We start from the raw sequence: 12241 nt of genomic DNA, 5'->3' as shown, positions 1-12241 counted from the left end.
CGATAATCTTTTATTAGATAAATGGCGTTTTGAAAATAACAGTGGCGAGTTTAAGTCATTAGTAATGAATAATGTAGAAGAGGCACGAGAAGCAGTAAGAAAACTTAAAAGCGAAGTTTATAGAGTAAAAAGCAAATCAGGATGAGATACAAGTGTTAGAAATAAGCAAGAAGTAGTGATATCTAAAATTCGTAGTTTTATTGTTTCACATGAAAGAGGTAATAATGTTTATGAAACACATTTAGAACTTGGTAGTATGACTGATATTGAAAATGTTCCAGAAGAAAGTTCGGATAGAAACAGAGGAGAAAAAAGCGAAAGAGATGAAGCATATATAAGAGACCAAATGAACAAACCTCCATGAAAAAGAGATGCTAATTGAAGAGAAAAAGGCGGATATTCAACTTCGGAACGGGATAAATTTCCTTGACAAAGAGAAAAAGGTTGAAGAGACAAGTAAAATTCTTAATGTTTAACATGCTAAAAGAAAAAGTGGTAGATATTGGTAAACAATTAAAGGAAAAAAAAGAAACAATTTCTTTGTCAGAAATAAAGGAACTATGTGAAGAAGTAGGCAGCAGATATACACGTGCCAAAGAAAGAGAAAAAACCGAAGAAGTTGACCTCCAAATTTCAGAAATTTTTTTAGATGTGATTGATATAGTATTTAAAACTGCTAATGAATGAAAGACGAAAAAAATTTTTCTTACCAATGAGGAATTAAATCTTCTGGATGGATTGCTTGAAAATGAAATGACAGGAATTTTTCAATGGCTTGATGATAATCCTTTGCCAAAAATTAAAGATAGTAATTTTCTACAAGAAACAAACAAAAATAGAAAAGAAATAATGCAGTCTATTCAGAAAGAAAAAACTCATCTTTTACATCAACAAAAAACAAAAAAAGATAACAAGAAACAACTAGTTAACTACCAGAAATCTAGGGAATTCAACTGGTTGTATATAGCAATTCCTTTAGGAGCAATAACTATAATTTTGGGTATAATTATTGCTTACCTTCTAGGTAAAAAAAGAATACAAGATATTTACACGCATATGAGAAGACTTGAATTTAACCATGGTTTTTTTACCTATAAGTATATTTTATGGTATACCAAAAAAAAACTATATATAACTCCCCAGTAAACTATATATAGAAAACTAAACAAACTCAAAACAATTTAAGCAAACTTTATCCACAATGCGTGTTTTTCTCTTAAACTCCTCTATCTCCTTAAAAGTTAAATCACAGCCTATAAATTCCCTGTTAGTTTCTTGGCAAGCCTCTAAAACAATGAAACTACCAGCACAAGGGTCAATAATTAAGTCTCCTTCTTGGGTGGTGGCTTCTATGAGGGCTTTAATTAACTCTTTGGGTTTCTGATGCGGATGCTTTCGCTGATTAGCAGGTAAACTATCCTCAGTTCACACATTTCCAAAACTTCGGTTCTTAAATAATTTGCTATTAGTAGGCTGCTTTTGGAGTAAAAAAGCAAACTCTGCTTGGCTTCTTAATCAAGAACCTAAACCAAAACGGGACTTGTTTCACACTAGCAAATCAACTATTTTTAACTGAGATGCTTGGAGTAATCAATTTGGCACTCGGTCAGTTCCTAAGATGGTTTTGTTTACTCACAGCAGACAAAAGCCACTGGGTTTTAATACTCTCTCAATTTCTTTTAAGATGTGGCTAATTTGATAATCAGATTGGAAATGTAAAGGGTAATCTAACTTTAAAACAGTGCTAACTTTCTCGTATTGAGGGTCAAGAAAAACCAAACTAGCACTATTTTTTGGTAAAGAAGTCAATAACCCTAAGGCTTCTCCTTGCTGGGGAGTGTTAAATTGATAATTACTCTCTCTCTCTCTCTCTCTCTNGTTTTTTTACCTATAAGTATATTTTATGGTATACCAAAAAAAAACTATATATAACTCCCCAGTAAACTATATATAGAAAACTAAACAAACTCAAAACAATTTAAGCAAACTTTATCCACAATGCGTGTTTTTCTCTTAAACTCCTCTATCTCCTTAAAAGTTAAATCACAGCCTATAAATTCCCTGTTAGTTTCTTGGCAAGCCTCTAAAACAATGAAACTACCAGCACAAGGGTCAATAATTAAGTCTCCTTCTTGGGTGGTGGCTTCTATGAGGGCTTTAATTAACTCTTTGGGTTTCTGATGCGGATGCTTTCGCTGATTAGCAGGTAAACTATCCTCAGTTCACACATTTCCAAAACTTCGGTTCTTAAATAATTTGCTATTAGTAGGCTGCTTTTGGAGTAAAAAAGCAAACTCTGCTTGGCTTCTTAATCAAGAACCTAAACCAAAACGGGACTTGTTTCACACTAGCAAATCAACTATTTTTAACTGAGATGCTTGGAGTAATCAATTTGGCACTCGGTCAGTTCCTAAGATGGTTTTGTTTACTCACAGCAGACAAAAGCCACTGGGTTTTAATACTCTCTCAATTTCTTTTAAGATGTGGCTAATTTGATAATCAGATTGGAAATGTAAAGGGTAATCTAACTTTAAAACAGTGCTAACTTTCTCGTATTGAGGGTCAAGAAAAACCAAACTAGCACTATTTTTTGGTAAAGAAGTCAATAACCCTAAGGCTTCTCCTTGCTGGGGAGTGTTAAATTGATAATTACTCTCTCTCTCTCTCTCTCTCTGGAAATGAAACATATTGATTTTATTTTTAGGAAAATTAAGTATTATTTAGTATTTACTTTTAAAAAGTAGTCTGGAAATAAAGGATTTTTTGAGTTGGTATACCATAAAATTATTTATTATGGTTAATGCTCAAGAATGATTAGATGAAAATTATCCCAAGGAAGGAAGAAAAGAAATAAAAAGATTAGGTATTAATAATAAAGATTTAGAGGGTAACTTAGATTTAAACGACTTTGTTAATTTAGAGGAACTTAGATGTTATACTAATAAACTCACTCAACTTGAATTGAGTAATTTGAGTCAATTATCTATGGTTTATTGTGATTCTAATAATCTAAAAAACATAAAGTTTTCTCACTACATAGAAAAATTAACTTGATTAAGTGTAACAGACAATAACTTCTCTAAACAAGATTTGCCTCTGTTTAGCTATTCAGTTAATTTGAAAACATTATATATTGATAACAATAGTTTTAGTGGTAGTTTAAAGCCTTTAAGAAATATGAGCAGTTTGAATTACTTAAACATTAAAAACACTGATATTGATAGTGGTCTAGAATATTTACCAGAAAATTTAACAAGTCTTTATTGCAATGATTGATGTGCTGAGCAATTAAAAAATTATGATAATTACCAAGCTTGAAGAAAAGATAACTTATATTGAATTAACAAAATTTATTCTTTAGAAGAGCAATTAATTGGAAATCAAACTATTATTAATAATTTTCAACACGAACTAAATAATACTCAATCCCAATTATCAGAAACTAATCAGCAGCTGAATAAAACTCTTTATCAGTTAAACGATACTAACACTCAATTAAACTCCTGAAAAATTCCTTACTTTTGACCGCAACTTTCTTGAAACCAACCCAATTCAGCAGTCACTTTTCGCACTCAGTTAAATTCTTTTGATATAGGTACAATAGGAGGAACCGTGGGACTTGGTATTATAGCTCGATATCTTTATCGCGAGTATAAGAATAGAAGACAAACCTTTCCTCAAGATGAAGAAAGACAACCTTTGCTTCAACAAGAAGTAGAAAGATACTCAGGTTCAGAATTGAACCAAATTAGAAATACTCTTCAGGAACAAAACCAAATAGCAGAAATTGCTAAAATAATTTCTCTTAATGAACAACCAGAGTTTACTACTCTTAAACAAGAAATAACTCGCTTAAAAGTTCAAGAACTTAGCCCGCAAGTTGGAGAAGAAAAAGCCAAATTAGAGCAATTAATCACTAATGCTAAAAATAAGGCTGGTAATTCAGAGAAAATTGTTGATTTATTGTTGGAAACTCACAGGAAACTAGCACAAATTAACGAAACTTCCCAAAAAGATAAATTAAGTGGCAAAATAGAAGCTTATCAGGATATTCTTAAAGTCAATCTAACTCAGGAAGAAATCCGAAACCTACTTACTAAACAAACAGAACTTAGTCAACTAGAAAAACATTTGGAGAGTTTGCAGGGAAATCAGGTCGAAAACTTTCAAGCCCAAATCATCCAACCAACTTACGGAACCCCTGGTTCTAGTAAAGGAGGGAACAACTAATGCTCTCTCTCTCTCTCTCTCTCTCTCTCTCTCTGTAAAGGAGGCTATTTATGAATAATGATGAACAAAGAAAATATTTGGCAAAATTTAATGAATATTTTCCTATTGATGACCAAGAAAATGGTGTCATAAAACAAATCAAAGAAGACATAGAAAGAATCAAAGAAATTACTAACTTGGAAGAAAAATGTCATGAATCTAATCTTGCTTTATCAATACATTGCGAGAAAGAACTACATGTTGATTATATTTATACTAAAGGAAAATTAGGAAAACTTGGTATCGTTTATGAAGATACAGTCGAAAAATATCACGAATTAATCAGGGAATTAAGAACACTAGACATTGAAACCATAAAAGAACTAGAAAAAAATAAAACTAAACCCAAAAAACAAAACAAGAAATCTGATAAGCAGTCAGAAAAACAAGAAGAACCAATTCGCTGTTCAGGATTAGCTTGTTATAAAGAAATCAAACTAGGAACCAGATATTATTATCACAAAACTAAAAATGATGGCAAGAAATTTTGTTCTGATGAATGCTATGTAGACTACTATGGAGAATACTGTCATGGATGTATGAATAAATTCTTAGTCGAAGAACTTTATGTTCCTAATGCCAATAATCCCAAATATTTGCTTTGTTTTAATTGTTGAAAGAAAGAAAAACAAGAGCAACGAGAGTGAGAGGAAAGTCAAAAGTCTTATTGTGAACTCTGTGGAGCAGAATTGACAGGTGAAAATGTTTTTTCCCTATATTGTGCCTCTTGCTGAGAAAAAGAAACTGAAAAAGTTCAAAAGAGAAAAAGAAAAGAGGAGTCTAAAAAGAATAAACAGTTTGACAGAGAGAGAGAGAGAGAGAGAGAGAGAGAGCAAACCTGAACACAATTCGCCTAATGACCAGCCTATCATTAATAATCCTCAATTAAACCAATTCTTCTCCAAAGCTAAACAGAAAATTATTCAGATTTATGGAGAGAATTCCAAAGAATATCAAGAGTTATTAGAACAACAGCAATTATTATCTAATGCTTCCAGAGAAGAACAAAAACAGTTCCTCAATCTAGCCCAAGAATTAAGTAAACTAGAAAGTAAATTAATTTTTAATCCTGAAACTAAAGTTATGGATTTATCTAAACTTAGCCCTGAAGAGCAAGCTAAATATTCTCAAATAATCCAAGAAATCAGTGAGTTATTAACTAAATTAAAACAAAAACAAGCCAAACAGGAACAAAAGTCTGATAACCTTAAATTAGCTTTATGGATAGGAGGAAGTTTTATATTAGGTGCTGGTTTAGTTGGCTTAATTGTTTTGTTAGTAGTGAGGAAGAAAAAAGACTAATTAATACCTCCTATCATCTTTAATAGCAATTTGCCATACGGCATAGATAGCCAAGCATATTAGGATGTTTTCCAGAGTAAGAAATGCCATAATTCCCTTCTTATCTTTACCATTAGAACCTGAGCCAACCGAAGTGATATTTTTGTTGTTATCTTTAATTCTGTCTTCTAAGTCTTTTATTTCGTTGAGGAGGTTTTTACTTTTGTCTTTGCCTTGATTTAATTCACCTTCCAAAACAACTACTCTGTTTCTTCAATAGGTTCTATCTTCTTCACTTAAGTTAGGGTCATTCGCTTTGTTTCTAGCTTCTTCTAGTTCTTTTTCTTTTTGCTTGTTTATTTTTTCTTGTTGTTCGTGTCTGTTCTTTAGTTCATTGATTTCAGTATGGGCTTTTTCATTATCTTTCTTCAAAGTCTCAATAGTTTGACCTCTGATTTCAAGGTCTTTAGCTTGATTTTTAGTTTTGGTTTCTTCTTGGTCTAATTTACTACCAATAAGATTTCCGGCAATAGCTCCTCCTCCACTAGCTATAAGTAAAGGCACTACTACTGCAGAAGCTGTTCCTCCAGTCATAATTACACAAGCTGCACCAATAGCACAACCAGCACAAGTGCAAAGTGTTTGCCAAAGTCCCATTATTTGGTGGCTCCTTTCGTGTTTTTTTCTTTCATATTTAGTTCTTTTTTTAGTAAAGCAAGTTGGTTAGTGAATTCTTTTAATTGTAAGTGATATTTACCAATTAAATTGGCTCAAGATTTAAGGGAAGCTTTGGTGTTTTGGATGAGGGATTCAATTTGGATTATTTTTTCTTGGATTTGTTTATTATTGTTTTTATNAGAGAGAGAGAGAGAGAGAGAGAGAGAGAGCAAACCTGAACACAATTCGCCTAATGACCAGCCTATCATTAATAATCCTCAATTAAACCAATTCTTCTCCAAAGCTAAACAGAAAATTATTCAGATTTATGGAGAGAATTCCAAAGAATATCAAGAGTTATTAGAACAACAGCAATTATTATCTAATGCTTCCAGAGAAGAACAAAAACAGTTCCTCAATCTAGCCCAAGAATTAAGTAAACTAGAAAGTAAATTAATTTTTAATCCTGAAACTAAAGTTATGGATTTATCTAAACTTAGCCCTGAAGAGCAAGCTAAATATTCTCAAATAATCCAAGAAATCAGTGAGTTATTAACTAAATTAAAACAAAAACAAGCCAAACAGGAACAAAAGTCTGATAACCTTAAATTAGCTTTATGGATAGGAGGAAGTTTTATATTAGGTGCTGGTTTAGTTGGCTTAATTGTTTTGTTAGTAGTGAGGAAGAAAAAAGACTAATTAATACCTCCTATCATCTTTAATAGCAATTTGCCATACGGCATAGATAGCCAAGCATATTAGGATGTTTTCCAGAGTAAGAAATGCCATAATTCCCTTCTTATCTTTACCATTAGAACCTGAGCCAACCGAAGTGATATTTTTGTTGTTATCTTTAATTCTGTCTTCTAAGTCTTTTATTTCGTTGAGGAGGTTTTTACTTTTGTCTTTGCCTTGATTTAATTCACCTTCCAAAACAACTACTCTGTTTCTTCAATAGGTTCTATCTTCTTCACTTAAGTTAGGGTCATTCGCTTTGTTTCTAGCTTCTTCTAGTTCTTTTTCTTTTTGCTTGTTTATTTTTTCTTGTTGTTCGTGTCTGTTCTTTAGTTCATTGATTTCAGTATGGGCTTTTTCATTATCTTTCTTCAAAGTCTCAATAGTTTGACCTCTGATTTCAAGGTCTTTAGCTTGATTTTTAGTTTTGGTTTCTTCTTGGTCTAATTTACTACCAATAAGATTTCCGGCAATAGCTCCTCCTCCACTAGCTATAAGTAAAGGCACTACTACTGCAGAAGCTGTTCCTCCAGTCATAATTACACAAGCTGCACCAATAGCACAACCAGCACAAGTGCAAAGTGTTTGCCAAAGTCCCATTATTTGGTGGCTCCTTTCGTGTTTTTTTCTTTCATATTTAGTTCTTTTTTTAGTAAAGCAAGTTGGTTAGTGAATTCTTTTAATTGTAAGTGATATTTACCAATTAAATTGGCTCAAGATTTAAGGGAAGCTTTGGTGTTTTGGATGAGGGATTCAATTTGGATTATTTTTTCTTGGATTTGTTTATTATTGTTTTTATTCATANTGTTATCTTTAATTCTGTCTTCTAAGTCTTTTATTTCGTTGAGGAGGTTTTTACTTTTGTCTTTGCCTTGATTTAATTCACCTTCCAAAACAACTACTCTGTTTCTTCAATAGGTTCTATCTTCTTCACTTAAGTTAGGGTCATTCGCTTTGTTTCTAGCTTCTTCTAGTTCTTTTTCTTTTTGCTTGTTTATTTTTTCTTGTTGTTCGTGTCTGTTCTTTAGTTCATTGATTTCAGTATGGGCTTTTTCATTATCTTTCTTCAAAGTCTCAATAGTTTGACCTCTGATTTCAAGGTCTTTAGCTTGATTTTTAGTTTTGGTTTCTTCTTGGTCTAATTTACTACCAATAAGATTTCCGGCAATAGCTCCTCCTCCACTAGCTATAAGTAAAGGCACTACTACTGCAGAAGCTGTTCCTCCAGTCATAATTACACAAGCTGCACCAATAGCACAACCAGCACAAGTGCAAAGTGTTTGCCAAAGTCCCATTATTTGGTGGCTCCTTTCGTGTTTTTTTCTTTCATATTTAGTTCTTTTTTTAGTAAAGCAAGTTGGTTAGTGAATTCTTTTAATTGTAAGTGATATTTACCAATTAAATTGGCTCAAGATTTAAGGGAAGCTTTGGTGTTTTGGATGAGGGATTCAATTTGGATTATTTTTTCTTGGATTTGTTTATTATTGTTTTTATTCATAAATTTTTAATAGTTAAGCATTGGAGACAGGGATTGGTTATTAGAGAAAAGGATTTCTAGTTCTATCACTCATATTTCTTCCTATTTCTTGGAGACGATTTTTGATTTCCTCTAAGTTTCTACTAATAGTGCTGGACATAGCGGTTTGGCTATTTTGGATAGTCTGTCTAGTTTGGTTAGCAGTCTGGTCAAGTTCTTTAAGTCTGGTATCAATAGCTTTGCTGATATCTTCACTGATTTTATTGGCAGTTAGTTTCAAAGTATTTTCAACTTTTACAAGTACTTCTTCTATTTTTGGATTGCGAGGATTAATAAATTTACCTTCGAAGTTATCTAATTGTTTGCTGTCGTATAATCTTCAAAAAAACTCAAAGAACTCGCCTCATTTAATTTTTACTTTTTCATTGTTTTGATTACTACTGTTTCCTTGGTTAGTATCATCATCTTTATCAGGCTCATATTCAGCATTAGGATTACTGTTGATAAATTTGTTTCAAAATGGCAAAAAATGTCCATCAAAGATAATTTTATTGAATTCATTTATTCATTTATTGTCTTCATCATTTAAAGTTTTTGCTTCCATTCAGTGCTGAGGAAACTTATTACTAATACCTGCTTGGTCGGAATAATTTATGAATTCTCCTAGTGTTCAACTAAAACACAGAGGATTAGAAAGTCTACCTGCTTGATAAACAGCTTCATTGATGCTATCTAAATGATTAGTGGCAGCGATTCAGAGGTTTTTACTTTCTTCTGATTTGTTATCGCTACCCATACATTCTTTTAGGAAAGTTAATTGAATTGAAACTTGGCTAGGTGGTAGGAGGTTAGTTGTACATATTTGGTCAGCTTCATCGATAAGTAAAATATAACGAACCTCGCCATCCTCTTCTCTAGCAAAGCCATAATCATCTTCTAAATCATAACTTATGCTGCTAATAGTAAAAAAGAATTTTAAAGCAACATCTATATTATTTCTAGTATTAGCTTTGTTAGGAGTTAAAGTCGAGCCTTGAATTACCACTAGTGGATATCTATCAGCTTCATAAGCCAGTTTTTCTGCCATGATTGATTTACCAGTTCGTGGTGCTCCATAGAATAAGGCATTATTATCTAGATTACTCAAGTCATTAGGATCTATTTCTCCTCTTACTGGATTTACCTTTACTTTTTGTTCTCATTCTTCGATTAAAGGGCTAAATCTATAACCAGATACTTCATTTCTTAAAGTAAGTTCACTATGACCATTGGCTTTAGCTAGTTGTTTTTCCTTTTCAGATAAATCATTTCAGAGAGATGGAGGAAACTGTATTCGGTAAACTGCTCTCGCATCAAAATAAGGTGGATATGTTTTTCTTCCATCCTTTAACTTTTCTGCTAATTCGTTTCAAATACTGTCAAGACTTTGTTTATTTCTCATTAATCATCTGTCGGCTCAATTATGGGTCGGTATCAACCAATACAATCTTTTTCTTTTGTTTCTTTGCTCAAGAATAAGACTATTAGCTTCTTGTTGCACAGTAGATAAATCATCAATAGGCGTTTTATTAATTTTCTTGGTAAAATTTTCAATAGCCTTTTGGATATAGAGCAATTGGTCCTCGTTTTCTTCTAATGAGTTTTTTATATTCTTAATTGCTTCTTCTCTTAGTTTCTTGGGTTTTTCTCTCTCTTCTTCATCTAATTCTTCAGCTTTTCGTTCAATGGCTTTTAGCATTCTTTCACCAAAAGCTTTTACTTGCGAAGGTAAGAATAAAGAGTTTAAGTGTTCTTCTCAACTTTCTTTTTCTTCTCACAGAGATTTGTCTAGTTTTTCAGGGAACACCAAATAATTTTCTTTAAATGCTTCCTCTATTTCTTGCTTAATTCTGCTTCTCTCTTCCGGTAAATAGCCTAAAAAGTAATAAGTAATCCCTCCAATTAGGATTAGAGCAATTAGCATAGTGGCTTGTTTTTGTTTTTTCTTGCTTTTAGTTTCAGCAAGTTTTTGTTGTTCTTGTTCGTCAAATTCTTCGTAATACATAGCTTTATTCTCTTAATTTCTTTAAAAGCTCAACTCTTTTCAACACTCTTTCTTCCATAGCAGCTTCAGCTTTTTCTTTACGGCGTAAAACTTCGGCAGGGTCTTCTTGTTTAGTGAGGTAATAGATGATAAAGACTAAGAGGGCAAGAATTCCAATCAGGATTAGACCTCTTTTCCAGGGTTCTAATTCACCGTAATAAGGGTGGAAATTTGCTCAAGAATCACGAATTTTATCCTCTAACTTTTCAGTTTGTTCACCAAGTTTTTGTTTGATTTCTTCAGTGTCAATATCTAGGTTAAATTGTTTAGTCATAGTTAATAATGGTCATCATAGCGACTAGGTCTGGGTTGGCTATTGCTCTGGTTCATGAGGAGAAAAAGGACTACTAAGGCTACTACAGCAAAGATAATTAATTGCTGATTTGATTGGTTGTCATCATCTTTTTTTCTTTTGTTTTTTGGAGGTTTTTTATTATTTTTGTCAGGATCTTTATTATTATCATCACTATCGCTATCAAAAGGATTATTAGGGTTTTTTCGGTTACCACCTCCTCCGCTTTCGTTGTTATTGCCACTGTTTCCTGAGCCACCTCTATTTTTTCCTTCAATGGCTTTTTTCATACCCTCGATCATATCAGAAACATACTTGCTTGGATTAAATTTGTATTTATTGGAGTGTGCTTGGTGTTCTCTATATTTTTGTTGAAGTAATTTACCATCTTCCTCAATTGCTACTATGAGTGCTTGCTTTTTAGTGGGATCTTTTTCATTCATTGCTTTACGCTTATTTTCCTGCATTCTTTGCTCGATTTGGTCAATCTCAAATTGAATTCTTTTCAATTCTTCTACTCATTTGTAGGTTTCTCCTGTTAATTGACTTTTCAAAATATCAATCCCTCTTCGACATTCTTGCATTTTGCTTTCTACATAAGTACTCATCGCATCATCTGCTCAAATGATGCAAATACCAAACATGGCACTCGAAGCACCGGTTCTTACTTGCAAACCACTCTCGATTTCATTGATTTTTTGTAGCAAAATTGATTTTTGTGTATTAAACTCTTGCTCACTAGTAGTATTAGTTAATGCATCAGTAATTTTCTTACTATCCAAACTTTCCAACTTATCGAACCCTCTAGCTAAAGTTCCACAATCTTCTCGTAAGTTATGACTACCTCCTCAATTACAATGTCCTCCAGTTCAATAACCAGCATCGTTAGCATACTCTGAACCAACTCGCATAGAAGCTAGTCCACTAAATTCATTATACAAATAATCGGCAGTGTATCTAGCCATAACTAATTACTCTCTCCTTTCTTTAAAATTATCATTCAACTCATTAACCATTACCCCCTAAGTTTTCTAAACTACTACAAGTTCCCTTAATTCCTACTAAAAGATTACGGAGATTATTAATCCTTTCTCCAAGAGGAAGCAAATCACTACTTTCTTGAAGAAATGTATTATTTACAAAAATGGCAGAATCCATTTGGTATCTAATGGTTTCAAAACCATTTTGCATTCTTGTTATTTTATTCATTAACTCCATTTTATCCTTAGTTAATTCTTCTCTAGTTTGCTGGAAGTTATTTTTAGTTTGCAATACTTTAGGCTTTAATCTTTGCCATTCATTTCAAGTCTGTTCTCTAAGCATTATAAACTCCTCCCTAATTCTTGGAATTCTTTAATAAGTTTCTCTAATATCTTCTCATTTTCGGAGTTTTCTTTCATTTGGAGTTCTAATTTACGATTGCTTTCAGCTAACTTTTGGTTAGTTT

General features: G+C 32.4%; 14 protein-coding genes. 5 read left to right on the top strand and 9 right to left on the bottom strand.

Going from position 1 to position 12241, the window contains the following annotated elements:
- Positions 1-64: 64 nt before the first annotated feature.
- Together GvMRE_RS08690 and GvMRE_RS08685 are read left to right on the top strand one after the other, a co-directional pair.
- Positions 65-460: a hypothetical protein gene (locus GvMRE_RS08690; RefSeq protein WP_147410805.1), complete on the top strand. Its 396-nt coding sequence runs from the start codon at positions 65-67 to the stop codon at positions 458-460.
- A gap of 17 nt (positions 461-477) precedes the next feature.
- Positions 478-1146 carry a hypothetical protein gene (locus GvMRE_RS08685; protein WP_147410804.1) on the top strand — a complete coding sequence of 223 codons (669 nt, stop codon included), beginning with the start codon at positions 478-480 and terminating at the stop codon, positions 1144-1146.
- A 15-nt stretch (positions 1147-1161) separates the two neighbouring features.
- On the opposite strand, the gene GvMRE_RS08680 is transcribed toward GvMRE_RS08685, so the two are convergent.
- Positions 1162-1809 carry a DNA-methyltransferase gene (locus tag GvMRE_RS08680; protein ID WP_216361641.1) on the bottom strand — a complete coding sequence of 216 codons (648 nt, stop codon included), beginning with the start codon at positions 1807-1809 and terminating at the stop codon, positions 1162-1164.
- A 149-nt stretch (positions 1810-1958) separates the two neighbouring features.
- Complete coding sequence (locus GvMRE_RS08675) at positions 1959-2687, bottom strand: DNA-methyltransferase (protein ID WP_147410802.1); 729 nt, start codon at positions 2685-2687, stop codon at positions 1959-1961.
- Between the two features lie 106 nt (positions 2688-2793).
- Between GvMRE_RS08675 and GvMRE_RS08670 the strand changes: the two genes are divergently transcribed.
- Genes GvMRE_RS08670 through GvMRE_RS08660 form a run of 3 tightly spaced genes read left to right on the top strand, consistent with a single transcriptional unit; the run spans position 2794 to position 5571 of the window.
- The gene (locus GvMRE_RS08670; RefSeq protein WP_147410801.1) at positions 2794-4230 is read left to right on the top strand and encodes a hypothetical protein; all 1437 of its coding nucleotides are present in this window, start codon (positions 2794-2796) and stop codon (positions 4228-4230) included.
- Positions 4231-4280: 50 nt separating this feature from the next.
- Positions 4281-5126 (top strand): hypothetical protein, encoded by an 846-nt coding sequence (locus GvMRE_RS08665; protein WP_147410800.1) that lies wholly within the window; start codon positions 4281-4283, stop codon positions 5124-5126.
- Complete coding sequence (locus GvMRE_RS08660) at positions 5068-5571, top strand: hypothetical protein (protein ID WP_147410799.1); 504 nt, start codon at positions 5068-5070, stop codon at positions 5569-5571. The genes GvMRE_RS08665 and GvMRE_RS08660 overlap by 59 nt, the downstream gene beginning before the upstream one ends.
- Here GvMRE_RS08660 and GvMRE_RS08655 read toward each other — a convergent pair whose 3' ends face one another.
- The 7 genes from GvMRE_RS08655 to GvMRE_RS08615 all read right to left on the bottom strand — a co-directional run bounded on the left by GvMRE_RS08655 (position 5572) and on the right by GvMRE_RS08615 (position 12117).
- Positions 5572-6207 (bottom strand): hypothetical protein, encoded by a 636-nt coding sequence (locus tag GvMRE_RS08655; RefSeq protein WP_147410797.1) that lies wholly within the window; start codon positions 6205-6207, stop codon positions 5572-5574.
- A 699-nt stretch (positions 6208-6906) separates the two neighbouring features.
- Complete coding sequence (locus GvMRE_RS08645; RefSeq protein ID WP_147410797.1) at positions 6907-7542, bottom strand: hypothetical protein; 636 nt, start codon at positions 7540-7542, stop codon at positions 6907-6909.
- 694 nt (positions 7543-8236) lie between these two features.
- The gene (locus GvMRE_RS08635; protein ID WP_147409922.1) at positions 8237-8440 is read right to left on the bottom strand and encodes a hypothetical protein; all 204 of its coding nucleotides are present in this window, start codon (positions 8438-8440) and stop codon (positions 8237-8239) included.
- A 40-nt stretch (positions 8441-8480) separates the two neighbouring features.
- Positions 8481-10463: an AAA family ATPase gene (locus GvMRE_RS08630; protein WP_147410795.1), complete on the bottom strand. Its 1983-nt coding sequence runs from the start codon at positions 10461-10463 to the stop codon at positions 8481-8483.
- Between the two features lie 4 nt (positions 10464-10467).
- The gene (locus GvMRE_RS08625) at positions 10468-10776 is read right to left on the bottom strand and encodes a hypothetical protein (protein WP_147410794.1); all 309 of its coding nucleotides are present in this window, start codon (positions 10774-10776) and stop codon (positions 10468-10470) included.
- 2 nt (positions 10777-10778) lie between these two features.
- Complete coding sequence (locus GvMRE_RS08620) at positions 10779-11759, bottom strand: hypothetical protein (RefSeq protein WP_147410793.1); 981 nt, start codon at positions 11757-11759, stop codon at positions 10779-10781.
- A gap of 43 nt (positions 11760-11802) precedes the next feature.
- Positions 11803-12117: a hypothetical protein gene (locus GvMRE_RS08615; protein WP_147410792.1), complete on the bottom strand. Its 315-nt coding sequence runs from the start codon at positions 12115-12117 to the stop codon at positions 11803-11805.
- Positions 12118-12241: the final 124 nt, after the last annotated feature.

Source organism: endosymbiont GvMRE of Glomus versiforme, from assembly GCF_003546845.1.
The sequence above is the reverse complement of the archived record's forward strand: the minus strand, read 5'-3'. Positions and strand labels throughout refer to the sequence as shown.